Source organism: Ruegeria sp. AF2 (assembly GCF_056542025.1).
In genome coordinates this window covers 73506-98541 of sequence record NZ_JBQFZC010000006.1, presented here as the reverse complement: position 1 = coordinate 98541, position 25036 = coordinate 73506, and the positions used below count along the sequence as shown (strand labels likewise).

Below are 25036 nucleotides of genomic sequence, written 5' to 3'. Positions count from 1 at the left end.
GCGCCCTCAATGTCCGCCAACAGCCGCAATCCAAATGCCCTGCCGATCTATGTCCAGATCTCAGAGCTTCTGATCCGCGATATAGCTGCGGGCCGTCTGATTGATGGTGAGCGTCTTCCACCTGAACGGGACATGGCTTCGAACCTAAATGTCTCGGTCGGGACCTTGCGAAAATCGCTCGCCGAGCTTGAGAAAAAAGGCATGTTGGAGCGTATTCAGGGCTCGGGCAACTACATCCGCGAGACCGGAACGCAGAACAGCGTCTATGCCATGTTCCGGCTGGAACTGCCCGAGGGCGGCGGGTTACCGCGTGCCGATATTCTGTCAGTTGATCATCTTAAGAAGCCTGCGAAGCTGCCGGAATTCGGCCTGTCTGATAGCGGTTCGCGTGTACGTCGGATGCGTTATCTGAATGACACAATCATCGCGGTCGAAGAAATCTGGCTGGACGAATCAGCCGGGACCATCGACCAGAACCTGCTGTCCGACTCGCTTTATCGCTATTACCAGCAACAACTTGGCTTCTGGATCACACGGGCAGAGGATCGCGTTTCTGTCAGTGCCCTGCCCGACTGGACACCTGAAGGCTTCACCAAACCTGCGGGCCAAGCCGCAGGGTATATCGAACGGTTCAGTTGGTCTGAGAAAGCTGAACCTATCGAGTTTTCAAAAACATGGTTTGATCCAGATCGAGCCACATACGTTCAACGCCTGAAATAAAAGGAACTGCGCATGACCCGGACCACCAATTACGGGCTGATCGGATGCGGCATGATGGGGCAGGAACACCTGCACAACATTGCTCTGCTTGAGGGCACACGAGTCGCCGCAATCTTCGAACCCGACCCGGAGATGGCGCATAAGGCGCAGGCGATTGCACCCGACGCGCAGATGGTGTCTTCCCTTCAGGACCTTCTGACGGTCAATGATCTGGACTGTCTGGTCATCGCCAGCCCCAACCACCTGCATGTTGATCAACTGGCCGAGATTGCGGAAACCCGCCCACTGCCACTGTTAATCGAGAAACCGTTGTTCACTGATCCCGCCGATCTTGCACGGCTTGAAGAGTTAGAGCGCAATTTTCCGCACCCGATCTGGGTCGCGATGGAATATCGCTATATGCCCCCGATCACGGCGCTGATCGATGAAGCCGCGACCGCAGGTGGTGAGATCAAGATGCTCACGATCCGCGAACACCGCTTTCCGTTTCTCGAAAAGGTCGGCAATTGGAACCGGTTCAACCGTAACACTGGCGGTACATTCGTCGAAAAATGTTGCCACTTCTTCGACCTCATGCGCCTGATCCTGCAATCAGACCCGGTTCGCGTTTCCGCAAGCGGTGGCCAAGCCGTCAATCATTTGGACGAAGTTTATGACGGCGATACTCCAGATATTCTGGACCACGGCTATGTCATTGTCGATTTTGCTTCGGGCACACGCGCGATGCTCGAGCTTTGCATGTTTGCCGAGGGTTCGCGGTATCAAGAAGAAATCTCGGCCATTGGGCGCGATGCCAAGATTGAAGCGCTTGTGCCCGGCCCGGGCCGCTTCTGGCCCGAACATTTGGGCGACGCGCCTGTACCACAGCTGATCATCAGCCCTCGTGCACCGAAAGGCCCAATCCAGCGCGACATCCCCGTTGATCCCGAGTTGCTGGCGGCTGGCGACCACAATGGCTCGACTTATTACCAGCACAAAGGCTTTCTGGAGCTGGTCAGGGGCGAGCGCGCCAAACCCGAGGTCTCACTGCGTGATGGGATTTGGGCCGTGCGTATCGGCCTTGCCGCACAACAGGCGTCAGAGCAGGGCCAAACGATCAGCCTAGCTGGGTGATTAACAGGGTCAGAAAATCACATTCAGCATCAACAGTGAGACGATCAAGAAAATGATCGTCATGATCCCGCCCGAACGGACGAAATCGGTCACTTTGTACCCAGCTGGCCCCATGATCAGCGCATTCACCTGATGGGTCGGGATAATGAAACTGTTCGAGGTCGAAATCGCGACGGTTAATGCAAAGACCGCCGGGTTGGCGCCCGCCGCAACCGCAATTGAAACCGCAAGGGGCACCAACAGAACCGTCGCGCCGACGTTTGACATGACCAGAGAAAATGCCGTTGCCAGAATGGCGACGCCCGCCTGTAGCGCCCAATTCGGCCATCCATCCAAGATGATCATGATCTGTTGCGCAATCCATGCCGCAGTCCCGGTATTCTGCACCGCCTGACCCAACGGGATCAGACACGCCAGCAGAAAGACCGTGTTCCATCCAACTGCTCGATACGCCTCGTCAACACTGAGCACCCGGGTCAACATCATTCCTGCGGCTCCGGTCAGCAAGCAGAGCGACAACCGCACATCCGTGAACAGGATCAGCGACAATGAGATCAAGAAGAACAAGAGCGCCCAGCCTACCTTTTGCGGGCGCAATTCATCCTGCGGGAAGTCCGAGGTGACCACAACAAAATCCGGATCACGCTTTATCCGCATCAGGTTGTCCCAGCGGGTATGAGCAACCAACATGTCGCCAGCCTTGAACTTCTCAAGCCCGATCTGGGTGGATTCATGCGTCTCAGTCTCGACATGACTCAGCGTCTCTTCACCCCTGTGGATGGCGAGCAAAGACATTCCGTAGGTTTTGCGGAATAGCAATTCGCGAGGGCATTTGCCGATCAGTTTGCTGTCAGGCGTCACGACCACCTCTGCGACCCCAGCATTCGTGGGTGCGAACTCTTCGACAAACACATCCAGATCAGGCAGCACCGTCAGCCCGTACTTTTCGGCAAACTCTTCGACAACCCAGCGCCGACCCACAATCGCTAATCGACAGGGTGCGGCAATCTCGGCTGTTAACACCTGAACCATCGAGGTCTTGCCACGATAAAAGGTCGAGATGATATAGAGGTGATTTTCAAAGTTGATATCTGCCAGAATCTGCCCAACCAGCGGGCTGTCGGCCGGAACCACAACCTCGAACACATCGGCCTTCAGCCCGTAGACCCGCTGAAGATATTCCTGAGTCCCGCGCCCGGTACCCGTACTCTCCGACCCTGAATCACCCGGCAGCACCCAACGTCCCAGCAGCAGGAAATATGCGATCCCCGTTAAGATCAGCACCGCACCGATGGGGGTAACGGAAAACAATCCAAAGGGTTCCATCTTCTGAGCTTCGGGCAGTCCTTCGTTTGCAGTTTGGATCAGGTCATTCAACAGAATAAGGGGCGAGGACCCGACCATCGTCATTGTCCCCCCCAGAATGGCACAAAACCCCATGGGCATAAGCAAACGTGACAACGGAATACCCGATCGCGATGAGATACGGCTAACCACCGGTAGGAACAACGCCGCCGCCCCGACATTTTGCATGAATGATGAGATAACACCGACTGTGCCCGAAACGATCGGCAGCACTCGGTTTTCAGACTTACCACCATATTTCAAAATGACGGACGCGACCTTGTTCATTAGGCCCGTTTTATCCAAACCCGCCCCTACGATCATGACCGCAATGATCGAAATCACGGCATTGGACGCAAACCCGTCAAACAGATGAGGAACATTTGCCAGATTTTCGAGACCCGGTGCATAACTCAGCAGACCCACAATGACCAACACCAGGATGGCCGAAAGATCGATCCTTACAATCTCGGACACAAACAAGAACACCGTGAAGGCCAAAAGCGCCGAGACCACACCCATTTCGTATGTAAACGCCAATTGCTCCACTGGGATCACCTGGTTCCAAAAGCAAATCTAATAGGCATTTCTAGGCAATCAGCGCGGGCCTGTCATGGACTTTGTCTGTTTGGTCGAAATCCACCGTGACAAATCTATCGGCGCCGTAAGAAGCCGTCCGGTGCCACCGAAATTTGCAGCTTGTGATCGATACTCTTGTCGATCTCGAAATCAGGATTGACTTTCAACCAATCATGAACTGCAGTCTTTGGGTTGTCTCCAGGTCCCCATGGACGATCAGTGAACTTAGTGGGAGGCATATCCTCAACGATTGTATCGAAAACAATGCAATAGCTACCCGAAGAAACAAGCGGGGCATACGCATTTAACTCGGCAAGCACATGATCGTGTGTATGATTGCTGTCGAGACAAACAAGTACCTTTAGGTAAACTTCAGTAGCTGTTCGAACCTGGTCCACAATGTCTTCGTCGATAGATAAGCCTTGAATCATCTCGATTCTGGAGGCCATCGGATGCCCTTCTATGGCTGCACGATTGTGGGCGAGAGTACCAATGTCAACGCCAAGAACCCTGCATTTGGGACGGGCGAGATCAAGCGTCGTGCTCGCATAAGCGGCGTGAACATGTCATGGACTTGGACCACACCCCGCCGCGTGTGGTCAGGAAGACAGGCTGGAACCACTGCCTGAACTGTACGAAACCGTTATGGAGCTTGGTTGCAATAGGGATTCGCATCCGCGATAGCTCCAAGACGCCGACCCGATTGCAAAGTCATTCACGATAGCCGTTGCCGCAGGAGATGGCAGAGTAACGGCAAGCTGTTTCGCCAGCCGCGCAAGGCATTGGAGACCGTCCCTCGTAAATCCAACAGAGCAAACCTCGGCAGTGTCTCCTTGCTGCCTGCATCGGTGAAGCGCCTCGGGGGCATGAGTTCCGGGGCGCTTTTACTGAGCGAGTCACCACAGCAAGCCGCATTGCTTGTATTGTACTGGTTTGGGCAAACACACCACCCCGCAGGGCGGGCACCACCTACTCTAAGCTTTTGTATTTGCTTGACTTAAGTGGTGAGCCGTGCAGGATTCGAACCTGCGACCCACTGATTAAAAGTCAGTTGCTCTACCAACTGAGCTAACGGCCCACTCTTTTTAGGATCTCTTCGATCCGCAGCACTCTGTAAGGTAAATACCCGACCGGGTTCAAGACCTTATTTCGTACTTCAGTTCGCCGTCATTCGTATGAGTTCGGCGCCCCGATAGGCGGCCTAATTAGGCAGGTGGAACTGGGGGGTCAACCCCTTTTTTCAGGAATCTACGCGACAGGGTGGATTCATGTCCGGACCGGCGTTATACGCCCGCCATGCAACAGATACTCGACACCGGTTTGGCCTTTATGAAGATGCACGGGTTGGGCAACGACTTTGTCGTTGTCGATGCGCGCGCGCATGCCGTGCCGGTCACCCCGGCCCTTGCCAGGGGAATCGGGCACCGGCAGTTCGGCGTGGGATTCGATCAGTTGGCGGTTATCGAACGCGGTGAAGCGGATGCGCATCTGGTGTTCTACAATGCCGACGGGTCGACTTCGGCTGCGTGCGGCAACGCCACTCGCTGTATCGCCCGGTTTTTGATGAACGAAACAGGCAAATCCGAACTCACGCTCACAACTGAACGCGGCACACTGCAGGCCCGCGACGCTGGCGATGGACTGACGTCGGTGAATATGGGGCACCCCCAACTTCTTTGGAACGAGATTCCCCTGGCGGAAGAGATGGACACGCTGGAACTGCCGATAGAAGGTGGTCCAACAGCGACCGGCATGGGCAACCCGCACTGCACTTTCTTTGTCGACAACGCCGAGGCCATTCCGATGGAAGAGTTCGGCGCGCGTTACGAATACCATCCACTCTATCCCGAACGCACCAATGTTCAGGTCGCACAAATAGTCGCCCCCGACCACATCCGCATGCGGGTGTGGGAGCGAGGAGTGGGGATCACTCTGGCCTCGGGGTCATCATCTTGCGCCACCGCTGTTGCTGCCTCACGTCGAGGCCTCACTGGGCGTAAGGTGCAAGTGGATCTGGACGGCGGCACGATCTGGGTCGACTGGCGCGAGGATGGGGTCTGGATGACGGGGCCCACAGCCCATGTGTTTTCGGGCACGCTGACGCCTGAATACCTGAGGTCACTGGAATGAACCCGCCTAAGTTCAGCACTCTGGGCTGCCGCCTGAACGCCTATGAGACCGAAGCGATGAAAGAACTGTCGCAGCAGGCTGGCCTAACGGATGCTGTGATCGTCAACACCTGCGCGGTGACCGCCGAGGCCGTCCGCAAGGCGCGGCAGGAGATTCGCAAGCTGCGCCGCGAAAATCCCTCGGCACGTCTGATCGTCACCGGGTGCGCGGCGCAAACCGAGCCGCAGACCTTTGCTGAAATGGACGAAGTAGACGCAGTCATCGGCAACACCGAAAAGATGCAACCGGATACTTGGAAAGGCATGGCCGCCGATTTCATCGGTCAGACCGAGGCGGTTCAGGTCGACGACATCATGTCTGTCACGGAAACCGCCGGGCATCTGATTGATGGCTTCGGAACCCGCTCACGCGCCTATGTACAGGTTCAGAATGGCTGCGATCATCGCTGCACCTTCTGTATTATCCCTTACGGCCGGGGCAATTCTCGCAGCGTCCCTGCGGGCGTAGTGGTGGATCAGATCAAACGATTGGTCGATAGGGGCTACAACGAAGTTGTCCTGACCGGGGTCGATCTGACCTCATGGGGCGCGGATCTGCCCGCTCAGCCGAAACTGGGCGATCTGGTGATGCGCATCCTCAAACTGGTGCCAGACCTGTCGCGCCTGCGCATCAGCTCAATCGACTCGATCGAAGTCGACGAGAACCTGATGCATGCCATCGCGACCGAGCCGCGCCTGATGCCCCATTTACATCTGTCCTTGCAGCATGGCGACGATCTGATCCTGAAGCGCATGAAACGCCGCCACCTGCGCGAAGATGCGATTCGTTTCACTGAAGACGCCATCAAACTACGACCCGACATGACTTTTGGCGCGGACATCATCGCTGGCTTCCCGACCGAGTCCGAGACTCATTTCGAGAATTCCCTCAAGCTCGTCACCGAGTGCAACCTGACCTGGCTGCATGTATTCCCCTATTCCAAACGCGAAGGCACTCCGGCAGCCCGCATACCGCAACAGATCAACGGCAATGTCATCAAACAACGCGCCGCGCGCCTACGCGCCGCCGGCGATGCACAAGTCATCAAGCATCTGACGGCACAGATCGGCAAAACCCACAATATCCTGATGGAAAATCCCACAATGGGCCGCACCGAACAATTCACCGAAGTAACCTTCGGCAACGCCCAACCCGAAGGCGAGATCGTGATCGCGACGATCCGGGGGCACAGCAAAGCTCAATTACAAGTGTGATCCGTTCTTCATCTGGCCAAAAATACCTCGGGGATGAATTGGCCGCAGGCCAAGAAGGGGCTGGCCCCTTCCACACCATCGCAACAAAAAAACCCCCGTCACCGTGATGGCGCGGGGGTTTAGTTTTCAGTTATACGTCGACCTTAGTCCAGACGTTTGCCCTTTATCGGTGCCCACAAGCGCTTGTTCACAAGGTACAGCAGGACAGACAGAACTGTTAGGAACAGAACCCCGACGAAACCGGCATTTTTGCGCTCCATCATTTTCGGCTCGGCGCTCCACATCAAGAAGGCTGCTATGTCTTCGGACATTGCCTCAACGGTTGCAGGATGTCCGTCGGCAAATTCAACCTGATCTTCTGCCAGCGGCGGAGCCATGGAAATCCAACCACCGGGGAAGGCCTTGTTCTCATAGAGAACAGTACCGGCTTCTTCCTTTTCTTCACCGGTATAACCATCCAGAAGCGAGGCAATATATTCCGCGCCCCCCATGCCTTTGACCAGCTGGTTGATGCCCAGACCGTAAGGACCATGGAAACCGGCACGGGCCTTCGCCATCAGGCTCAGGTCAGGCGCGCCGACACCGTTGTTGGCCGGGAAATGGTCGGTCGGGATTGCCGGGCGGAAATCGTCCAGCTCGGGATCGAACACCTCGAAGTTGTCGGCCGCGTAGGTGATGACTTGCTCTTCCGAATACCCCAAATCTTCAAGGGTCCGAAGAGGTACATATTGCAGACCATGGCAGGCTGCGCAGACCTCGGTATAGATCTGTAGGCCGCGCTGAAGCTGGTTCTGATCCCAGGTTCCAAACGGTCCCTCGAACGAGAAGTCGAAATCTTCGATGTGCTGCTCACCGCCACCTGCCGCAAAAGTCGAGGCGGGCGCAAGGGCCAAAGCGAACGCGGCACCGATTGCAAGTTTCTTGAACATGTTTCCGGTCCCTCTTCTTACTCGGCCGGCGTGGCGTCGGCGTTTGCCTTGCCATAATGCGCGTTGAAGTCTTCTTCGATGGTTTCCGGCTGCGCCTCGGGTTTTTCGATGACACCCAGGATCGGCAGGATCACGAAGAAATAGGCGAACCAGTAAGCCGAAGCGATCAGCGAGAAGGTCGCGTAGGGCTCTTCCGCGGGCATCGCACCCAGCCACATCAAAGCAAAGAAGTCGATGATCAAAAGGTAGAACCACCATTTGAACATCGGACGATACTTGCCCGAACGCACGGTCGAGGTGTCCAGCCAAGGGGCTAGGGCCATGGCCAGGATCGCACCAAACATCGCAATCACACCAAAGAACTTGGCGTCGATGATGCCGCCGGTGATGAAGCTGGCGAACTGAACGACCCAGACTTCGCCAGTGAACGCACGCAGGATCGCGTAGAATGGCAGGAAGTACCATTCAGGGACGATGTGCGCAGGAGTAACCAGCGGGTTGGCTTCGATGTAGTTATCCGGGTGACCCAAGTAGTTCGGCATGTAGCCCACGATGGCCCAGAACACGACCAGAATGACCGCCAGCGCGAACAGGTCCTTGATCACGAAATAGGGCCAGAACGGCAGCGTGTCTTTCTCGGCCTCGGCTTTCGAGCCACGGCGCACTTCAACACCTGTGGGGTTGTTGTTGCCAGTGGTGTGGAAGGCCCAGATATGCACGATCACCAGTGCCGCTATCACAAACGGCAGCAGATAGTGCAGCGAGAAGAAGCGGTTCAGAGTGGCGTTGTCCACCGCAGGTCCGCCCAGCAACCAGGTCTGGATCGCATCACCAACAAACGGGATCGCGCCGAACAGGCCGGTGATCACGGTCGCACCCCAGAAGGACATCTGACCCCAGGGCAGAACGTAGCCCATGAACGCAGTGCCCATCATCATCAGGTAAATGAGCATCCCGATGATCCACGTAATCTCACGCGGGGCTTTGTACGAGCCGTAGAACAGGCCGCGGAAGATGTGGATGTAGACTGCTACAAAGAACAGCGATGCGCCGTTCATGTGCAGATAGCGCAGCATATAGCCGCCGTTCACGTTGCGCATGATGTGTTCGATGCTAGCAAAGGCCAGATCAACATGCGGGGTGTAGTGCATCACCAGAACGATACCGGTGACGATCTGCAACGCCAGGCAGAATGCCAGGACGATGCCCCAGATCCACCACCAGTTCAGGTTCTTGGGGGTTGGGATCATCAGGGTGTCATAAAGCAGGCCGACGATGGGCAGACGGCTGTTCAGCCACTTCTCGCCATTTGTCTTCGGCTCGTAATGATCGTGGGGAATTCCGGACATAAGTTAGGTCTCCCTTAGCCGAGCTTGATGGTGGTGGCGTCTACCCATTCAACGGGCGGAATGGGCAGGTTTTCAGGCGCGGGGCCTTTGCGGATACGACCGGCAAGATCGTAGTGCGAGCCGTGGCAGGGGCAGAACCAACCGCCAAAATCGCCAGCATCGCCAAGCGGCACACAACCCAAGTGTGTACAAACACCCATCTGAACGATCCACGCCCCTTCTCCTTCGCCTTCGGGCGAAGGCATGACGCGATTGGCATCGGTCGCTGGTGCGTCGGCGTTCAAATTGAAGTTGCGAGCCAGCGGGTCAGGCAGCGCGTCGACACCTTCAGCGTCCTGCTCCTGAGCTTCCTGAATCTCGGCACCTGTGCGGTGACGGATGAAAACAGGCTTACCCAACCACTTTGCAGTCAGCTGCGTACCCGGCTCTACCCCGCTTACATCCACACGGATCGAGGACAGCGCCTGGACGTCTGCCGATGGGTTCATTTGATTTACCAGGGGCCAAACGGCAGCCCCGGTGGCAACGACACCTGCGCCGCCAGCGACGTAGTAGAGGAAATCTCTGCGGGTGCCTTCGTGGTCTTCAGCTTGGGACACGAGGTTATCTCCGATTATCTGGCGCCCGCGAACGGGCATAAAGCTCGCGCACCGCACAAGTGCGGCGTCTTAAACGGGGTATCTATCGGGGAGAATAGAGTTCGTCCAGCGCTCTTAAACGCGCAATACGCCGCATCTAAGCATTCATGTCACGGTGAAAGGGCAAAATTTCAATCTCAAATGCAGATTTTAACCCTCAGAGCGGCGAATTGGCGCCAGGCAGGTAGGACGTGATTCGGCATCGACCCGCGCTAGTAGATCCCTGAACAGAAATCTTCTCACCCTATGGGAACGCCGCCGATTTCACGTGCATCTCTACCTTAGGAACACTGTATTCCTTCTATTTAAGCGCGATACGATTTCTCTTAAATTATTAATATAAAATAGATATTTCAAACACGTGATTATCTACCAGAATTTTATTGCACTCTATACGGGAATACGTGAAAGGCCACAGGCGCAATATTCCCAGCCGGAGATGTTCAATGCTCAAAATAGCAGCAACCGTAGTTTTTGTTTCGTTTCTGACTTCAGTACAGGCGATCGCAGCCGGCGATCCGGCGAAAGGCGAACAGCTCTATAACAGATGCTCTTCGTGCCATGCGATCATCAAAAATGGCGAGGTTCTGGTCAAAGGCGGCATCACCGGGCCGAATCTCTTTGGCGTAGTTGGCCGCACCGCTGGAACTGAGAACGATTATCTTTATGGAAGTGAACGTTTGCCCATCGGGATGTTCACCGACGACATGATCCGCGCCGGGCAAGAAGGGCTTGTGTGGACTGAAGAAAACATCGCCGCCTATTCTCGGGATCCGATCGGGTTCATCAAGGAATATCTGGATGATGACACCGCCCGCCCGAACATGAGCGTCAAGCTGAAAAAAGGCGCAGATGACATCGCTGCTTATCTCGCCACATTCAGCGCTCAATGAATGGAAGGCGAGAACGCGTGCCTCAGGCCTTGCGCATCAACGAGGCCAAGCGCGCCACCTCGCTGCCAAGTCCTGCTGAGTGCACGTGATCAGCCGCGCGATGTCGCGCCTCATCGGGCTTGTTCTGATTCAGCTTCCAAGTGCCGTCGATATCCGAGATCATGAGTCGGCAGGGAACGATCATGCGCATCATTCTATCCAGCGCGTCTGGTGTCATCTTGGACGCCAACCATGGCGGCTTTGGCAGCAGGCGATTTTCAAAGTCTGCCGCCTGCCGGTCGAGCAAATTTCGCAGGTCGTCCGTTGGCCGCATCTCAAGCACACCAGTCAGATGCACCGCTACATAGTTCCAGGTCGGCACTTGATCATCGACTTCGTACCAGTCAGGCGAGATATACCCATCCGGCCCTAACACAGCGATCTTCGCAGGTTGCGGCTGTTTCAGCGCCCTAACAATCGGATTTGACCGGACCAGATGCAGGTCAGCCGATGAAGCATCCTCGTTCAGAAGAAAGGGAACGTGGCTTAACAACGGTGCATCCGATGTCGACACTGCCAGAACACCAAAGGCGCGGTCACGCGCAAACTCGATGTGACGCTCGCGCGTCTCGGCGCGAAAGGTGGGATTGGGATGCATATTCGTCCTCCTGCCAATTTCTCTTGCAGAAGCGATATCTCCTTGGCAAGGTCCCACTCGTTCTCAGGGCGGGGCGAAATTCCCCACCGGCGGTATGCGGGCATGACCCGTAAGCCCGCGAGCGGCCCCGGTCTCCGGGGTGTCAGCAGATCTGGTGAGAAGCCAGAGCCGACGGTTACAGTCCGGATGAAAGAGAACGTGCAGCACGCCGGTAATGCTGGTGTGCCTGCTCGTGATCGCCTTGGGTGACGTGTCTGTTACGAAAGGAGATCATGATGACACACACCCGCTATGCTTTTGTCAAAGCCAACTGGCATTCAGATATTGTGGATCGCGCGCTGGATGGGTTTCTCGAACTAATTCCAGCTGATCAGGTTGATGTCTTCGACGTTCCGGGCGCTTTCGAGATGCCCCTGCTGGCCCGTGACCTGGCGCAAACGGGGCGCTACGCCGCCGTAGCCTGCGCTGCCTTTGTAGTGGATGGCGGCATCTACCGACATGACTTCGTCGCACAAACGGTTGTCGATGGCTTGATGCGGGCCGGGCTCGATTCAGGTGTTCCGGTCCTGTCGGTCTCGCTGACACCGCATCAGTATCAGGAAACGGATCACCACAACGCCATCTATCGCGCGCATTTCATCGAGAAAGGGCGCGAGGCAGCTCATGCAGCGCTCAAGATCAACGCAACCCGCGCCGCGGTGGCTCAAGCCGCCTGATTTATTCCAATCGCGCCGCCCACAGGGCGGCGCTTGCTTCTCTGCAAATGCAAATCCGCTTGAGGACCAAGGCACTCCCCGCTAATCACATCGCTCAAAGGAGCATGCCCCATGTCGATGAACAGTTTTGGCCACCTCTTCCGCGTTACCACCTGGGGTGAAAGCCACGGACCCGCTTTGGGTGCGACCATAGATGGCTGCCCTCCGGGCGTCACGATCGATGAAGGCATGATCCAGCATTGGCTGGACAAGCGCAAACCAGGTCAGAACAAATTCACCACACAGCGGCGCGAACCCGATCAGGTCAAAATCCTGTCTGGTGTTTTCGAAGGCCAGACCACAGGCACACCGGTGCAGTTGATGATCGAGAACACCGATCAGCGCTCGAAAGACTACGGCGACATCATGGACAAGTTTCGTCCGGGACACGCCGACATCACATACTGGCAGAAGTACGGGATCCGTGACTATCGCGGCGGCGGGCGCAGTTCGGCGAGGGAAACGGCATCACGTGTGGCGGCCGGAGGACTCGCGCGTGAGGCTATCAAACAGATTGCTCCGAATGTTCAAATCACCGGTTATATGACCCAGATCGGTCCGCACAAGATCGACCGTGCCAATTTCGACTGGTCGCAGATCGAACAGAATCCATTCTGGACGCCCGACGCCAAAGCAGCCGAAGATTGGGCCGCTTATCTGGACGACCTGCGCAAATCCGGCAACTCGGTCGGCGCAGTGGTCGAAGTGGTCGCGCGCGGCGTTCCGGCGGGGCTCGGCGCGCCGGTTTATGCCAAGTTAGACACTGATCTGGCTGCAGCCATGATGTCGATAAACGCCGTTAAAGGGGTCGAAATCGGTGAAGGCATGGCCGCCGCCGAACTGACCGGCGAGGCCAATGCCGACGAGATTTTCATGGGGCAGGACGGCCCTCAATACAGCTCGAACCACGCAGGCGGTATTCTGGGCGGCATTTCGACCGGCCAGGATGTTGTGGTGCGCTTTGCGGTCAAGCCAACCTCGTCCATTCTGACCACCCGCAAGACCATCACCAAATCCGGCGAAGAGACCGAGATCATTACCAAAGGCCGCCACGACCCCTGCGTCGGCATCCGCGCCGTTCCGGTAGGTGAGGCAATGATGGCTTGCGTGATCCTCGATCACCTGCTCCTGCATCGTGGTCAAATCGGCGAGAACCGTGGACGGATTGGCTGATCTGCGCGCTTCGCTGCGCGCTGTCGTCAGGCAACGGATGCAGACGGATCCGGCGCATGATCTGGCGCACCTGGATCGGGTTTGGGTTAATGCGCAGGCGATTGCGGATGATGAAGCCAACCCGCGTGTCTTGCTGGCGGCGTGTTATCTGCATGATCTGATCAACCTGTCAAAAGATGACCCGGATCGGCATCTGGCCTCGATGCGATCCGCCGCTGAATCAGAGCCTATTCTTGAAGAATTCGGCTATTCCACCGCTGAAATTGGAGCCGTGCAGCACGCGATTGCCGCCCATAGCTTTTCGGCCAACATCCCGCCCGAAACACCCGAGGCGAGAATACTACGGGATGCCGATCGTCTGGATGCGTTGGGTGCTATCGGTATCGCCCGCAACTTTTCAGTATCGGGCGCCCTGGGACGCACCCTTTATGACCCGTCAGATCCGTTTGCCGAAAACCGTTTGCCGAATGACCTGATTTTTTCAATCGATCACTGGCAAATAAAACTGCTGCGCTTACCCAATGATATGCTGACCGAAAAAGGCAGGGCCATCGCGCAGGACCGAGCCGCGCGGATGATGAGGTTTCTAAAGGACCTGTCAGAGGAAATTGGAGCTCAGCTTCCACTAGACTGGTCCAATCTCTGATACGGCAACTTTGGCCAGTTGATCTTTCCGCCTCAAAGGCGCAGGTTCGCGACCATGGCGAAATCCTTAACATCGCATCGTCCGGCATTGGCCGTGGCGCTCAAGCTCAGTGCGCTCGTGCTGTTCACGACGATGTCTGCATTGGTCAAGGCTTTGTCAGATGATTTCCCGCCGGGAGAGATGGTGTTTTTCCGCTCGCTTTTCGCGATTCCGGTTATCATCGCCTGGCTGGTCTGGCGAGGAGAGCTGGTGCATGGCTTTGTTGTCAAGAAGCCGATGGGCCATTTCTGGCGCGGGGTTCTGGGAACCTCGGCCATGGGACTGACCTTTACTGGTCTTAGCCTGTTGCCGCTGCCCGAGGTAACCGCCATCGGATATGCAACCCCGATCTTCACGCTGATTCTGGCTGCAATCATGTTGGGCGAGCGGATACGAATGATTCGTATCGGGGCCGTCGCGCTTGGCCTTGTCGGCGTTCTGATCATGATCTGGCCCCGGCTGGGTTCAGGCACTGCCGAAACCGCCGCAACAATAGGTGCGCTTTGCGTGCTGGCTGCAACCGTTGCCCGTGCCTTTGTGCAGATACATATTCGACAACTGGTACAGGTGGATCATCCCGCCGCAATCGTGTTCTATTTCTCTCTCACAGCGACCTTGCTTTCGGGTCTCACAGTGTTTTGGGGCTGGGTTATCCCGACATGGGAGCAAGCCGCATTGCTGGTGACAATCGGCCTGATCGGCGGAGTGGCGCAGATTCTGGTGACCTCGTCCTACAAGTTTGGACAAGCGTCAATGCTGGCACCTTATGACTACACCACAATGCTGTTCGCCATTGTCATTGGTTATTTCTGGTTCGATGAGTTGCCAACCCTGGTGATGCTGGGCGGCGCGGCGTTGGTGATTGCAGGCAACGTCGTGGTGATCCTGCGTGAACGACAACTTGGCCTTGATCGGACCAAAGCGCGATCAGCAACGGATCCCAAAGCCTGACTTTACCTTTCGCAATCTTTCCCTAGGTTGGGTCGCGATATACCTATGAGGTTTCCCGATGAGCGACGCACAGAACCACAAAGAAAAGATGCAAGAGGTGCAAGCCAAGCACCGCAAGAAAGTCTCGGAAGCGGTCGATCCCGGCCGGGGACTGGTGCTGATCAATACAGGTAAGGGCAAGGGAAAATCCTCGGCTGCGTTTGGCGTGGTGATCCGGGCATTGGGCTGGTGCCAGAAAGTGGCTGTGGTTCAGTTCATCAAGGGCAAGTGGAAAACCGGTGAGCGCAGGTTCTTTGAGGGACGCGATCTGGTCACCTGGCACACGATGGGCGAAGGGTTTACCTGGGATACACAAGACCTCGAGCGCGACATCGCGGCTGCGACTTCGGCCTTCAACAAGGCCTGTGATCTGATGAAAAGCGGCGACTACGATCTGGTTGTTCTCGACGAGATCAATATCGCCCTGCGCTACGAATACCTTTCAGTAGACACTGTTATTGAGGGGCTTCAGACCCGATCAGACAAAACCAGCGTGTTCCTGACTGGCCGGGATGCCCCGCAAGCCCTCAGGGACTATGCGGATCTGGTAACCGAGATGACCGAAGAAAAACACCCGTTCCAAGCCGGCATCAAAGCCCAACGTGGTGTGGATTTCTAGGCCCGCGCACCACCCTCATTCAGCGCGCGCATCGAATCGCGCCTGACTGCGTACATCGTTGCGGCTGAGTGTTCTTCGAGCGCCCGGCAGCGCTCGGCGTTGCAGGTCTTGTGATCGAGATAGGCCGCGACTTCTGAGGTTAGCGCGTCGCAATCACACAATGCACAGCAGGGATCGGCCATCAGTTCTTCAAATCGATCACGCAATCGCGGGCTCCTTTGGTCGTTCCCGGGGCGATGGCGGGCTTTCACATCTGCTTTTGCTGAGCCCACAGATCGCCCCGGAACCAGTTGCTTGATGGTGTCATCTGGCGTTGCGTTATATCTGATGGTTTTTGTCGGAAAATTCAAGCCTGAAAATCTGATGCAACAGGGGCGGCCCATTGGGCAAATTTGGCCTTATTAGTGTCTAAAACAAAAAAGGCCATCCGGATGCCCGCATGGCCCAGCTGATCGCTACGGTTCTGACTCCCTTCAAGCAATAGCGCTCTGTTCGGGCGCGCTGAGCGAGATCACCACAACGACTGCGGCCCCGTTCACCCAGTAGAACAACGCATCAAGCCCAGAAAACCCAAACAGGCTGGGTGCCAAAAGGAACGTGACGCCGACTAGCAGATCAACAGCCAAGTGAAACTTGTATGGCAGAACCCGCCAAATCCCAAGGTGATGGTCTGTCAGAACGGTCAGTACGAATGCTGCAAAGCCGGTCACAACGGACAGCCAGAGTGCCAGCGGGTTGGACTGGCCCAGCCCCAGTACAAAAGGCAAAACCATCAGCGCAATCGCAACCGGGTAGTCAAGATAGGCATGGACAGAGCGGGTGACAAAACGCAGGGACATGTGAACTTCCTTTCTTCAATCAGTGATGATCAAAGATTAGGGGCGCGCGATTGAACGCGACATCTCAGTTCGTTTTGCATTTATTGCAGATCGTTCAATTTGTCAGTACGATTAGTGCATCGCACGGTACGCGGCGGGCGACAGTCCGACCTGCTTCTTGAACACGCGTGAAAACGCAGCCTCGGACGCGTATCCCACTTCTGCTGCGGCATCCGCAACGTTCCAGCGATTTTCGGTCAACCCATGGCACGCGATCTGCATCCGCCAGTCCGTCAGGTACTGCATCGGGGTAGTCCCCATCTTTTGCGAGAAAAGCTGCGCAAATGCAGTGCGTGACATTGCTGCTTCTCGCGCGAGCATCGCAACGCTCCACTCCTGCGCCGGAGACTGGTGAAATGCAGTCAGCGCCCGCGAGATGCGCGGATCGGCAAATCCGGCAAGCGCGGCATCATGAGGACTTTGATGTTCAAGGTATGCTCGGATCGCTTGCGCAAACAGCACTTCGGACAGTTTCAGCGCGATCAGGTCACCGCCGATACGAGCACCGGACACTTCAGATCCGATCATGCGCAATGTCGCCTCGATCCAGGCACCCGCTTCTTCACCGTAATTCTCGATCAGTATGAAAGGTGGCAACCGGTCGATCAGCATATGACCGGTTCCGTTTCGCCCGGCTGGCCCGGTGAATGAGAAATGTCCGCAAATCAGTTGCGTATCGCGCTCGTCTTCCTCACCGCCATAAACCAGGACACCATCGCCTTTGTAGCCTGACAGCTCTAACACCCGCTCAAGGGGCAAGGCATCATAGGGTTTGACTTCATTACACAGCAGCGCATGCGGCGCACCGTGGGGAATAAGAATCAGATCACCCTGCCGCAACCGCAAGGTCTCGCCGGTTGTTGGCAGGTGCACCTTCAATTCACCGCGTTGCACAAAGTGAAACCGGGCCACGTTCTCGAAGCCCGGCACCTGTATCCCAAACGGCGGAGTAAAGGATGTGCGGAAATAAAATGTGCCACGCAGAGACAGGCGTGTAAGGATATCGCTGAGAAGATCTAACATGAGCCAACGATACGGCTTGGCCCGGCGGCGTCCATACCTTCGAACGATCTGCATGCATATTTGCATGATCTGCAATCAAAACCCCCGCCTGAGCGGGGGTTCAATACGGTGTTAACTTACGCGCGGACCAATTTCTCGTAATCTTCGGCGATTTCGCGGGTCAGATCGCCGACCTCGAAGGTATAATCGCCGATCTGCCCTACAGGTGTAACCTCGGCTGCAGTGCCAGTCAGCCAGCATTGCTCGAAATCGGCCATCTCCTCGGGACGGATCCGACGTTCATGAACAGTGATGCCCTTGTCTTTCAGCATCTGGATCACCGTCTGACGAGTGATGCCGTTGAGGAAGCAATCGGCCAGCGGGGTGTGCACTTCGCCATCCTTAACGAAGAAGACATTTGCCCCCGTCGCCTCGGCGACGTTGCCATTATAATCCATGAACAAAGCGTCCGAGCAGCCTTTGGCCTCAGCTTTGTGTTTGGAAATGGTGCAGATCATGTAAAGACCTGCTGCCTTGGCATGGACTGGAATGGTTTCCGGGCTGGGTCGTTTCCACTCGGCGATGTCCAACTTGGCGCCTTGCATCTTAGCGTCACCGTAATAGGCACCCCAAGGCCAAACAGCGATGGCCATCCGAACCGGGTTCTTGGCGGACGCCACACCCATATCCTCGCCCGAGCCACGCCAGACCAGCGCACGTACATACGCATCTTGAAGACCACTGGCTTTGAGCGCTTCTTCCTTGGCGGCCTCGATCTCATCGACCGAGTATGGCATCGGCATATCCAGCGCCTCTGCCGACGCGATCAGGCGTTCGGAATGTTCGCGGCTTTTGAAGATCTTGCCGTTGTAAGCGCGCTCACCCTCGAACACCGAAGACGCATAATGCATCGCGTGGGACAGGATGTGCACATTGGCCTCACGCCAGGGCACCAATTCGCCATCCATCCAGATGACACCGTCGCGATCGTCATATCCAGCCATGCGAAACCTCCTGAACCGGTCGATATTTCCGAATGTTGCGCCGTTTAGGTCCGTATCGGACACAATGTTGCGCAAAAACTGCGATTCGATACCTGTGCGCTCTTGGAATGTCAATAAGGCTGACATAAAGTCAGATTATATTGCGAATGAGGCCCAACATGACCGACATCCGTCCCGCCCCGGTCTTTGGCGGAGAAAGCCTGTTGTTTCTGACAGATGAACAACTGAGGCAGGGCATCGAGGCCATGTTTTTTGCCTATCGCGGCTTTACCGCTGATCCGGACCGTATCCTGACTGAATTGGCCTATGGCCGTGCTCATCATCGGGCCATCCACTTCATCAACCGTGCGCCGGGTACAACCGTCAACAATTTACTGGCCATATTGGGTGTCACGAAACAATCGCTGAATCGCGTCTTGCGCAGCCTGATTGAAGATGGGTTGGTCGAAAGCCGGGTCGGAACAGTGGACAAACGCGAACGCCACCTATTTCTGACGGATAAAGGAAAGGCACTCGAGGCCAAACTATCTGACGCCCAGCGCGCCCGGATGCGTGCGGCCTACAAAGATGCGGGCCCCGAAGCGGTGGCCGGGTTTCGCAAAGTGCTTGAAGCGATGATGGATGCTGATATGCGTCGTGCATATACGAAACTGCGGGATACGACTTCATGAGCGAAATGGACGCCCATCTTCTGATCGTCGACGATGACGAGCGTATTCGTGATTTGCTCAAGAAATTCCTGATGCGCAGCGGTTTTCTTGTAACCGCGGCGCGGGATGCAGCGCACGCACGGCGGGTTTTGTCGGGGCTCGATTTCGACTTGATTGTACTGGATGTGATGATGCCCGGCGAAGACGGCGTTAGCCTGACCCGATCCCTGCGCGACACCCATTCCACCCCGATCCTGCTTTTGACGGCCAAGGGCGAGACCGAGCATCGGATTGCCGGGCTTGAGGCGGGTGCGGATGACTATCTGGCCAAGCCATTCGAGCCGAAAGAGTTGCTGCTGAGGATCAACGCCATTCTGCGTCGGATGCCAGAGACACCTGCACAGGACACGGCGGCGAAGATTCTACATCTTGGACCCATTCGCTATGATATCGAACGCGGTGAGATGTGGCAGGGCGAAGACCCGGTGCGCCTAACCGCGACCGAAAGCCAGTTGATGAAAATATTCTCGGCTCAACCCGGCGAACCGATCAGCCGAGCCAAGCTGGTCGAAGATCTGGGGCGTGACAAAGGTCAGGCACAGGAGCGCGCTGTGGACGTACAGATCACCCGCTTGCGTCGGAAGCTTGAGCAAGATCCGAAGCAACCCCGGTATCTGCAGACCGTACGGGGTGCAGGGTATATGTTGGCACCGGATTGATTTTACCGCTGCGCGGCGATTTTAAGCCTTCGGCGAAGGTATTATTAGCCAGATGAAGATGGGATCCTGATGAAAACCGCCCTATTGACCCATGCAGATTGTTTGCACCATGTGACACCTGAGGGACATCCGGAACGGGTGGCGCGGTTGGAGCATATCCTGCATGCGCTTGAGAGGCTGGATCTTCAGCGTGTGACGGCGCCGTTGGCGGCGGATGATGATCTGCTAAGGGTGCATCCGCAGAACCATATCAGCGATATTCTCGACCATAGGCCCCCGGATGGGTTCAAGCAGATTGATGGGGATACGTTCATGTCTCCGGGATCTGTTGATGCGGCCTATCGTGCGGCGGGCGCGGTGGTGCGGGCAGTTGATTTGGTACTGACCGGCGAAGCGCCGAACGCGTTTTGCGCTATTCGGCCTCCGGGGCATCATGCCGAGACCGAGACGGCCATGGGGTTCTGCCTGTTTGGGAATGCCGCGCTGGCTGCAAAGCACGCGTTGGATCATCACGGGTTGAATCGCGTGGCAGTGGTGGATTTCGACGTGCATCATGGCAATGGCACGCAAGACCTGCTGTGGGATGAGAAACGCGCTTTGGTGATTACCAGCCAGCAGATGCCCTTGTGGCCGGGCTCGGGCCGCCCGGATGAGACCGGTGCTTATGAGACCGTTTTGAACATACCATTGGCTCCGGGCACGGGTGGGGCCGAGATGCGGGGAGCCTATGAGGCGCAAGCCTTTCCGCGTCTGCGGGCGTTCAGGCCGGAACTGATCATTATATCCGCTGGGTTTGATGCGCATCAGGATGATCCGTTGGCCAATCTCAATTGGTCCACGGGCGATTTCGCCTGGATCACGGCGGAGCTGTGCAAGATTGCTGATGAAGTGTGTGATGGCCGTATCGTCTCGACTCTGGAAGGCGGTTATGATCTGAACGCATTGGCCGAGGCGACACGCGCCCATGTGGAAGAACTGATAAAGGCAGCACGATGACCGATACCCCAGTTGAACAGATGACGTTCGAACAAGCGATGAAAGAGCTTGAGGCCGTGGTTGGCCAGTTGGAACGTGGTGATGTGGCGCTGGATCAATCGATTGCGCTGTACGAACGTGGCGCCGCATTGAAGAAGCGCTGCGAGGATGAGTTGAAGCGTGCTGAGGAAAAAGTGGCCGCGATCACTCTGGACGCAGATGGCCAGCCAACCGGGACGACGCCTGTCGAAGGTCAGTAAATGTTTCGTGAAAAGCTGGCACAGGATGCCGCGCTGATTCAGAGCCATTTCGATCTGGTTCTGAGCGCGCTGGATGATCTGGATGTGACACGGGCCATGGCCTATGCCACCGAGGGCGGCAAGCGTCTGCGAGGGTTTCTGGTATTGGAAAGCGCGCGGTTGCTTGGCGTCGATACAGCTCGGGCAATCTGGCCAGCGACAGGTATCGAAGCGCTGCATGCATACTCTCTGGTCCATGACGACCTGCCTTGCATGGATGATGACGACCTGAGGCGTGGACGCCCGACGGTGCACGTGAAATGGGATGAGGGCACCGCCGTTCTGGCCGGGGATGCGCTGCAGACACTTGCGTTTGAGCTTTGCGCTCGACCAGAGGTTGGAAACGCTGAAATACGCGCTGAACTGGCTCTAACGCTGGCAAAAGCGAGCGGCGCACAGGGTATGGTTCTGGGTCAGGCGCTGGATATCGCCGCTGAGACGGCGGCGGAGCCGCTGACACTGGATGAGATTACACATCTGCAAGCGGGCAAGACCGGTGCGTTGATCGAATGGTCCGCCTGCGCGGGTGCGCGATTGGCGCAGGCCGATCCCACCCCCTTGCGCCAATATGCCCAGGCGCTTGGGCTTGCCTTTCAGATCGCGGATGACATTTTGGATGTCGAAGGAGATGCCGAAAAGGCCGGAAAGCGGCTGCAGAAAGACGCCGAGGCGGGCAAAGCGACCTTTGTCTCGCTACTGGGTCTGGACGCCGCCAGATCCCGTGCAATTGAGCTTGTGGATCAGGCTTGTGCTGCGCTGGACGAACATGGCTCCGCTGCAGAAACCTTGAAGCAGGCTGCCCGCTTCGTTATTGCCCGGGACAGCTAAGCCAGGAACGCCAAATGTCTGACCGCCCGAATACGCCCTTGTTGGACCTTGTGAGCCGCCCAGCGGATCTGAAGCAGTTTTCAGATGCGCAGTTGCATCAGGTCGCACATGAGTTGCGGGCCGAGACGATTTCAGCAGTTTCGGTGACCGGAGGGCATCTGGGCGCGGGTCTGGGTGTCGTCGAGCTGACCACGGCGCTGCACGCGGTATTCGACACGCCACGAGACAAGATCATCTGGGACGTAGGTCACCAGTGTTATCCGCACAAGATTCTGACAGAACGCCGGGACCGAATTCGCACCCTGCGCACAAAAGACGGCCTAAGCGGATTCACCAAGCGCAGTGAAAGCGCCTATGATCCATTTGGCGCTGCACATTCCAGTACCTCGATCAGTGCCGCGCTAGGCTTTGCTGTCGCGCGTGATCTGGGCGGCGTTACGCCTGAAGGGCTGGGCGATGCGATCGCTGTGATCGGCGATGGCTCTATGTCCGCCGGCATGGCCTTTGAGGCGATGAATAATGCAGGCCATCTGAAGAAACGCTTGATCGTAATTCTCAATGACAATGAGATGAGCATTGCACCGCCGGTGGGTGCCCTATCGAATTATCTATCGCGCATTTATGCCGAAGAACCGTTTCACGATCTGAAAGCTGCTGCCAAAGGTGCGGTGTCGTTGCTGCCGGAACCCTTCCGCGAAGGGGCAAAGCGCGCCAAGGATATGCTGAAGGGCATGGCCATGGGCGGGACGCTATTTGAAGAGCTCGGCTTTTCCTATCTCGGCCCCATCGACGGGCATGATCTGGACCAGTTGCTGCCGGTTCTGCGTGCGGTCAAGGCGAAGGCAAGCGGACCGATCCTGATCCATGTGCTGACCAAGAAAGGCAAGGGGTATGCCCCCGCCGAACAGGCCCGCGACAAGGGCCACGCGACCGCCAAGTTCGACGTGGTGACGGGCGAGCAGAAAAAGGCGCCCTCCAACGCGCCTTCCTATACCTCGGTCTTTGGCAAGACACTGGTCGATGAAGCAGCGCGGGATGACAAGATCGTCGCGGTTACAGCCGCGATGCCGGACGGGACCGGGCTGAACCTGTTTGCCGAGCGCTATCCGTCGCGCTGTTTCGACGTAGCGATTGCCGAACAGCATGGCGTGACCTTCTCGGCTGCGTTGGCCGCCGGGGGGATGAAGCCTTTCTGTGCGATGTATTCAACCTTCCTGCAGCGTGGTTACGATCAGGTTGTGCATGATGTGGCGATCCAACGCCTGCCGGTGCGATTTGCCATCGACCGTGCGGGTCTGGTTGGGGCAGACGGTGCGACCCATGCGGGGTCGTTTGATATTGCTTACATGGCCAACCTTCCGGGTATGGTTGTCATGGCGGCCGCAGATGAGGCCGAATTGATGCACATGGTCGCCACTGCGGTGGCACATGACGATGGCCCGATCGCTTTCCGGTATCCTCGCGGCGAAGGAGCGGGCGTTGATCTGCCCGAGCGCGGAGAAGTATTGGAGATCGGCAAGGGCCGGTTGATCCAGAAAGGTGCCCGGGTGGCGCTGCTGTCATTCGGTACGCGGCTGGCCGAAGTGCAGAAAGCAGCAGAGGCGCTATCGGCGCGCGGGATCAAGCCCACCATCGCCGATGCACGCTTTGCCAAACCGCTGGATCGGGACCTGATCCTTGATCTGGCTGCCAATCACGAGGCACTGATCACCATCGAGGAAGGTGCCATCGGCGGCTTTGGCAGCCATGTTGCGCAATTGCTTGCGGATGAGGGCGTGTTTGACGAAGGGTTGAAGTATCGCTCGATGGTGCTGCCGGATATCTTCATCGATCAGGCGAGCCCGGCGGATATGTACGCCGTCGCAGGAATGAACGCAGAACAGATCGAGGCAAAGGTGCTTTCGGTTCTTGGCGTTGCTACAATCGGTGAGAAACGCGCCTGATATTCGGGTGTTGCCGCCCCTGGATGCTGAAAAAATAAGCAGTTCAAAAATGATCTAGGTCAATTCCTTACACGCTGTGCTACGCTAACACCCGAGTCAGGCAGGCCAACCCCTGTCGATCACTCAAAGGTCGCGAGCGAATGAACAAGCTAGCCAGCCGACGCGCATTCCTGAAAGGGAAAGTGCTGCGCGAGGATACATCAGCCATCCACCCACCGGGTGCGGTGACCGAGTTTCTTGAGCTTTGCACTCAATGCGACGAATGCCGCGAGGCCTGCCCTGAAGATATCATCCGTTTCGACGCGCAAGGCTGGCCTGCTGTGCAATTGGACGCAGGCCCCTGCACTTTTTGCGGTGATTGCGCCAACGCTTGCCCGACCGGGGCGCTGAATCCTGAACACGTGGCTGATTGGCCTTGGCGCGCTGCGGTGTCGGCCTCTTGCCTGTCGATGAATGGTGTCAGCTGTCGGGTTTGTCAGGATGTGTGCGACCAAAACGCGATCCGCTTTCGGCTGCAAACCGGTGGTCGTGCTGAACCCCAACTCGACACCGATATTTGTACCGGCTGTGGCGCTTGTGCCAGCGCCTGTCCTGCCGGTTCTGTCAGCTTCGAACGCCACACCCCGCCCGCTCAGGAGGTAGCCTTATGAATATCTGCGGATGCCTCGTCCATGTAACACCCGAAACCACGCAGAGTGCACAGGCCGCGATTGCAAGTACAAACGGGGCAGAAGTTCACGCGGCATCCGAGGATGGCCGCATTGTTGTTGTGGTCGAGGATACGCCGGAAAAAATGGCGTCCGAGACGATCATGGATCTGCATCAGATCCCGGGTGTGATCTCTCTGACCCTGACCTACCACCATTTCGAAGACCTCGCGGAGACCCGTCCGCACCTTAATGCTTCTCGCCAGATCTAAAGCCGGAGACCC

General features: G+C 56.8%; 27 protein-coding genes, 1 tRNA gene, 1 pseudogene and 1 riboswitch. Of the genes and pseudogenes, 18 read left to right on the top strand and 11 right to left on the bottom strand.

Translation table 11 applies throughout. The features are described 5' to 3' along the window. Positions 1–9: 9 nt before the first annotated feature. On the top strand, positions 10–720 hold the full coding sequence (locus tag ACR0NM_RS17370; protein ID WP_170513702.1) for a GntR family transcriptional regulator: 711 nt from the start codon (positions 10–12) through the stop codon (positions 718–720). A gap of 12 nt (positions 721–732) precedes the next feature. Further along, positions 733–1833, top strand: coding sequence for a Gfo/Idh/MocA family protein (locus ACR0NM_RS17365; RefSeq protein WP_223117378.1), 1101 nt, complete (start codon positions 733–735; stop codon positions 1831–1833). Between the two features lie 9 nt (positions 1834–1842). Here the strand turns inward: ACR0NM_RS17365 and ACR0NM_RS17360 are convergent, their stop codons facing one another. From ACR0NM_RS17360 to ACR0NM_RS17350, 3 genes and pseudogenes are all read right to left on the bottom strand, one after another. Then, the gene (locus ACR0NM_RS17360; protein ID WP_170398548.1) at positions 1843–3699 is read right to left on the bottom strand and encodes an SLC13 family permease; all 1857 of its coding nucleotides are present in this window, start codon (positions 3697–3699) and stop codon (positions 1843–1845) included. A 131-nt stretch (positions 3700–3830) separates the two neighbouring features. Beyond that, positions 3831–4298: pseudogene (locus tag ACR0NM_RS17355) on the bottom strand (CmcI family methyltransferase); the annotation flags it as partial. A gap of 460 nt (positions 4299–4758) precedes the next feature. Next, a tRNA-Lys gene (locus tag ACR0NM_RS17350) sits at positions 4759–4834 on the bottom strand. 218 nt (positions 4835–5052) lie between these two features. Here ACR0NM_RS17350 and dapF point away from each other — a divergent pair. Both dapF and mtaB read left to right on the top strand, forming a co-directional pair. After that, a complete protein-coding gene (gene dapF, locus ACR0NM_RS17345) occupies positions 5053–5886 on the top strand; it encodes a diaminopimelate epimerase (RefSeq protein WP_480615872.1) in 834 nt (277 codons plus the stop codon). Next, positions 5883–7139 (top strand): tRNA (N(6)-L-threonylcarbamoyladenosine(37)-C(2))-methylthiotransferase MtaB, encoded by a 1257-nt coding sequence (mtaB, locus tag ACR0NM_RS17340; RefSeq protein WP_480615870.1) that lies wholly within the window; start codon positions 5883–5885, stop codon positions 7137–7139. The genes dapF and mtaB overlap by 4 nt, the downstream gene beginning before the upstream one ends. Positions 7140–7282: 143 nt before the next feature. Here mtaB and ACR0NM_RS17335 read toward each other — a convergent pair whose 3' ends face one another. The 3 genes from ACR0NM_RS17335 to petA are packed head-to-tail and all read right to left on the bottom strand — an operon-like array spanning position 7283 to position 10016. Beyond that, the gene (locus tag ACR0NM_RS17335) at positions 7283–8068 is read right to left on the bottom strand and encodes a cytochrome c1 (RefSeq protein ID WP_170398299.1); all 786 of its coding nucleotides are present in this window, start codon (positions 8066–8068) and stop codon (positions 7283–7285) included. A 17-nt stretch (positions 8069–8085) separates the two neighbouring features. Continuing rightward, complete coding sequence (gene petB / locus ACR0NM_RS17330; protein WP_170398296.1) at positions 8086–9417, bottom strand: cytochrome b; 1332 nt, start codon at positions 9415–9417, stop codon at positions 8086–8088. Positions 9418–9431: 14 nt separating this feature from the next. Further along, entirely contained in the window at positions 9432–10016 is a 585-nt protein-coding gene (petA, locus tag ACR0NM_RS17325; protein WP_170398293.1) for a ubiquinol-cytochrome c reductase iron-sulfur subunit, read from the bottom strand. 485 nt (positions 10017–10501) lie between these two features. Here petA and ACR0NM_RS17320 point away from each other — a divergent pair, with 485 nt between their 5' ends. Next, positions 10502–10948: a c-type cytochrome gene (locus tag ACR0NM_RS17320; RefSeq protein ID WP_170425585.1), complete on the top strand. Its 447-nt coding sequence runs from the start codon at positions 10502–10504 to the stop codon at positions 10946–10948. A gap of 22 nt (positions 10949–10970) precedes the next feature. Here ACR0NM_RS17320 and ACR0NM_RS17315 read toward each other — a convergent pair whose 3' ends face one another. Continuing rightward, on the bottom strand, positions 10971–11585 hold the full coding sequence (locus ACR0NM_RS17315) for an FMN-binding negative transcriptional regulator (protein WP_170425582.1): 615 nt from the start codon (positions 11583–11585) through the stop codon (positions 10971–10973). A 55-nt stretch (positions 11586–11640) separates the two neighbouring features. Further along, positions 11641–11787, top strand: a riboswitch (FMN riboswitch). Positions 11788–11860: 73 nt separating this feature from the next. Here ACR0NM_RS17315 and ACR0NM_RS17310 point away from each other — a divergent pair. The 5 genes from ACR0NM_RS17310 (at position 11861) to cobO (ending at position 15807) form a co-directional block, all read left to right on the top strand. After that, positions 11861–12301, top strand: a complete 441-nt coding sequence (locus ACR0NM_RS17310; protein WP_480615868.1) for a 6,7-dimethyl-8-ribityllumazine synthase — start codon at positions 11861–11863, stop codon at positions 12299–12301. Positions 12302–12412: 111 nt separating this feature from the next. Next, positions 12413–13513, top strand: coding sequence for a chorismate synthase (gene aroC, locus ACR0NM_RS17305; RefSeq protein WP_170636649.1), 1101 nt, complete (start codon positions 12413–12415; stop codon positions 13511–13513). After that, positions 13497–14159, top strand: a complete 663-nt coding sequence (locus ACR0NM_RS17300; protein WP_480615866.1) for an HD domain-containing protein — start codon at positions 13497–13499, stop codon at positions 14157–14159. The genes aroC and ACR0NM_RS17300 overlap by 17 nt, the downstream gene beginning before the upstream one ends. A gap of 54 nt (positions 14160–14213) precedes the next feature. Next, positions 14214–15149 carry a DMT family transporter gene (locus ACR0NM_RS17295; RefSeq protein WP_170398226.1) on the top strand — a complete coding sequence of 312 codons (936 nt, stop codon included), beginning with the start codon at positions 14214–14216 and terminating at the stop codon, positions 15147–15149. A 58-nt stretch (positions 15150–15207) separates the two neighbouring features. Continuing rightward, positions 15208–15807 (top strand): cob(I)yrinic acid a,c-diamide adenosyltransferase, encoded by a 600-nt coding sequence (gene cobO / locus ACR0NM_RS17290; RefSeq protein WP_480615864.1) that lies wholly within the window; start codon positions 15208–15210, stop codon positions 15805–15807. Here the strand turns inward: cobO and ACR0NM_RS17285 are convergent. The 4 genes from ACR0NM_RS17285 to ACR0NM_RS17270 all read right to left on the bottom strand — a co-directional run bounded on the left by ACR0NM_RS17285 (position 15804) and on the right by ACR0NM_RS17270 (position 18691). After that, a complete protein-coding gene (locus ACR0NM_RS17285; protein WP_480615862.1) occupies positions 15804–16013 on the bottom strand; it encodes a hypothetical protein in 210 nt (69 codons plus the stop codon). The two genes, cobO and ACR0NM_RS17285, sit on opposite strands and share 4 nt — an antisense overlap. 267 nt (positions 16014–16280) lie before the next feature. Continuing rightward, positions 16281–16646 carry an SPW repeat domain-containing protein gene (locus ACR0NM_RS17280; RefSeq protein WP_170819099.1) on the bottom strand — a complete coding sequence of 122 codons (366 nt, stop codon included), beginning with the start codon at positions 16644–16646 and terminating at the stop codon, positions 16281–16283. A gap of 111 nt (positions 16647–16757) precedes the next feature. After that, positions 16758–17708, bottom strand: coding sequence for an AraC family transcriptional regulator (locus ACR0NM_RS17275; RefSeq protein ID WP_170408132.1), 951 nt, complete (start codon positions 17706–17708; stop codon positions 16758–16760). A 116-nt stretch (positions 17709–17824) separates the two neighbouring features. Continuing rightward, the gene (locus ACR0NM_RS17270) at positions 17825–18691 is read right to left on the bottom strand and encodes a branched-chain amino acid aminotransferase (RefSeq protein WP_170398212.1); all 867 of its coding nucleotides are present in this window, start codon (positions 18689–18691) and stop codon (positions 17825–17827) included. A 158-nt stretch (positions 18692–18849) separates the two neighbouring features. On the opposite strand from ACR0NM_RS17270, the gene ACR0NM_RS17265 reads away from it, so the two are divergent. The 8 genes from ACR0NM_RS17265 (at position 18850) to ACR0NM_RS17230 (ending at position 25024) form a co-directional block, all read left to right on the top strand. After that, a complete protein-coding gene (locus tag ACR0NM_RS17265) occupies positions 18850–19362 on the top strand; it encodes a MarR family winged helix-turn-helix transcriptional regulator (RefSeq protein WP_170398209.1) in 513 nt (170 codons plus the stop codon). After that, positions 19359–20060: a response regulator gene (locus tag ACR0NM_RS17260; RefSeq protein WP_170513633.1), complete on the top strand. Its 702-nt coding sequence runs from the start codon at positions 19359–19361 to the stop codon at positions 20058–20060. Before ACR0NM_RS17265 ends, ACR0NM_RS17260 begins: the two co-directional genes overlap by 4 nt. A gap of 69 nt (positions 20061–20129) precedes the next feature. After that, the gene (locus ACR0NM_RS17255; RefSeq protein WP_480615860.1) at positions 20130–21056 is read left to right on the top strand and encodes a histone deacetylase family protein; all 927 of its coding nucleotides are present in this window, start codon (positions 20130–20132) and stop codon (positions 21054–21056) included. Then, a complete protein-coding gene (locus tag ACR0NM_RS17250; protein WP_010443127.1) occupies positions 21053–21295 on the top strand; it encodes an exodeoxyribonuclease VII small subunit in 243 nt (80 codons plus the stop codon). The genes ACR0NM_RS17255 and ACR0NM_RS17250 overlap by 4 nt, the downstream gene beginning before the upstream one ends. Next, positions 21296–22162: a polyprenyl synthetase family protein gene (locus ACR0NM_RS17245; RefSeq protein WP_480615858.1), complete on the top strand. Its 867-nt coding sequence runs from the start codon at positions 21296–21298 to the stop codon at positions 22160–22162. Positions 22163–22176: 14 nt separating this feature from the next. After that, positions 22177–24105 carry a 1-deoxy-D-xylulose-5-phosphate synthase gene (gene dxs, locus ACR0NM_RS17240; RefSeq protein ID WP_170819095.1) on the top strand — a complete coding sequence of 643 codons (1929 nt, stop codon included), beginning with the start codon at positions 22177–22179 and terminating at the stop codon, positions 24103–24105. A 140-nt stretch (positions 24106–24245) separates the two neighbouring features. Next, positions 24246–24755, top strand: a complete 510-nt coding sequence (gene napF, locus ACR0NM_RS17235) for a ferredoxin-type protein NapF (protein ID WP_480615856.1) — start codon at positions 24246–24248, stop codon at positions 24753–24755. Continuing rightward, positions 24752–25024 carry a chaperone NapD gene (locus ACR0NM_RS17230; RefSeq protein WP_170566666.1) on the top strand — a complete coding sequence of 91 codons (273 nt, stop codon included), beginning with the start codon at positions 24752–24754 and terminating at the stop codon, positions 25022–25024. Before napF ends, ACR0NM_RS17230 begins: the two co-directional genes overlap by 4 nt. Positions 25025–25036 lie beyond the last annotated feature (12 nt).

Excerpts from the sequence above, each read along its gene's own strand:
- ACR0NM_RS17370 (WP_170513702.1), top strand. The coding sequence starts at position 10 with ATGTCCGCCAACAGCCGCAATCCAAATGCCCTGCCGATCTATGTCCAG.
- ACR0NM_RS17365 (WP_223117378.1), top strand. The coding sequence starts at position 733 with ATGACCCGGACCACCAATTACGGGCTGATCGGATGCGGCATGATGGGG.
- ACR0NM_RS17360 (WP_170398548.1), bottom strand. The coding sequence starts at position 3,699 with ATGGGTGTGGTCTCGGCGCTTTTGGCCTTCACGGTGTTCTTGTTTGTG.
- dapF (WP_480615872.1), top strand. The coding sequence starts at position 5,053 with ATGCAACAGATACTCGACACCGGTTTGGCCTTTATGAAGATGCACGGG.
- mtaB (WP_480615870.1), top strand. The coding sequence starts at position 5,883 with ATGAACCCGCCTAAGTTCAGCACTCTGGGCTGCCGCCTGAACGCCTAT.
- ACR0NM_RS17335 (WP_170398299.1), bottom strand. The coding sequence starts at position 8,068 with ATGTTCAAGAAACTTGCAATCGGTGCCGCGTTCGCTTTGGCCCTTGCG.
- petB (WP_170398296.1), bottom strand. The coding sequence starts at position 9,417 with ATGTCCGGAATTCCCCACGATCATTACGAGCCGAAGACAAATGGCGAG.
- ACR0NM_RS17320 (WP_170425585.1), top strand. The coding sequence starts at position 10,502 with ATGCTCAAAATAGCAGCAACCGTAGTTTTTGTTTCGTTTCTGACTTCA.
- ACR0NM_RS17315 (WP_170425582.1), bottom strand. The coding sequence starts at position 11,585 with ATGCATCCCAATCCCACCTTTCGCGCCGAGACGCGCGAGCGTCACATC.
- ACR0NM_RS17310 (WP_480615868.1), top strand. The coding sequence starts at position 11,861 with ATGACACACACCCGCTATGCTTTTGTCAAAGCCAACTGGCATTCAGAT.
- aroC (WP_170636649.1), top strand. The coding sequence starts at position 12,413 with ATGTCGATGAACAGTTTTGGCCACCTCTTCCGCGTTACCACCTGGGGT.
- ACR0NM_RS17295 (WP_170398226.1), top strand. The coding sequence starts at position 14,214 with ATGGCGAAATCCTTAACATCGCATCGTCCGGCATTGGCCGTGGCGCTC.
- cobO (WP_480615864.1), top strand. The coding sequence starts at position 15,208 with ATGAGCGACGCACAGAACCACAAAGAAAAGATGCAAGAGGTGCAAGCC.
- ACR0NM_RS17280 (WP_170819099.1), bottom strand. The coding sequence starts at position 16,646 with ATGTCCCTGCGTTTTGTCACCCGCTCTGTCCATGCCTATCTTGACTAC.
- ACR0NM_RS17275 (WP_170408132.1), bottom strand. The coding sequence starts at position 17,708 with ATGTTAGATCTTCTCAGCGATATCCTTACACGCCTGTCTCTGCGTGGC.
- ACR0NM_RS17270 (WP_170398212.1), bottom strand. The coding sequence starts at position 18,691 with ATGGCTGGATATGACGATCGCGACGGTGTCATCTGGATGGATGGCGAA.
- ACR0NM_RS17265 (WP_170398209.1), top strand. The coding sequence starts at position 18,850 with ATGACCGACATCCGTCCCGCCCCGGTCTTTGGCGGAGAAAGCCTGTTG.
- ACR0NM_RS17260 (WP_170513633.1), top strand. The coding sequence starts at position 19,359 with ATGAGCGAAATGGACGCCCATCTTCTGATCGTCGACGATGACGAGCGT.
- ACR0NM_RS17255 (WP_480615860.1), top strand. The coding sequence starts at position 20,130 with ATGAAAACCGCCCTATTGACCCATGCAGATTGTTTGCACCATGTGACA.
- ACR0NM_RS17250 (WP_010443127.1), top strand. The coding sequence starts at position 21,053 with ATGACCGATACCCCAGTTGAACAGATGACGTTCGAACAAGCGATGAAA.
- ACR0NM_RS17245 (WP_480615858.1), top strand. The coding sequence starts at position 21,296 with ATGTTTCGTGAAAAGCTGGCACAGGATGCCGCGCTGATTCAGAGCCAT.
- dxs (WP_170819095.1), top strand. The coding sequence starts at position 22,177 with ATGTCTGACCGCCCGAATACGCCCTTGTTGGACCTTGTGAGCCGCCCA.
- napF (WP_480615856.1), top strand. The coding sequence starts at position 24,246 with ATGAACAAGCTAGCCAGCCGACGCGCATTCCTGAAAGGGAAAGTGCTG.
- ACR0NM_RS17230 (WP_170566666.1), top strand. The coding sequence starts at position 24,752 with ATGAATATCTGCGGATGCCTCGTCCATGTAACACCCGAAACCACGCAG.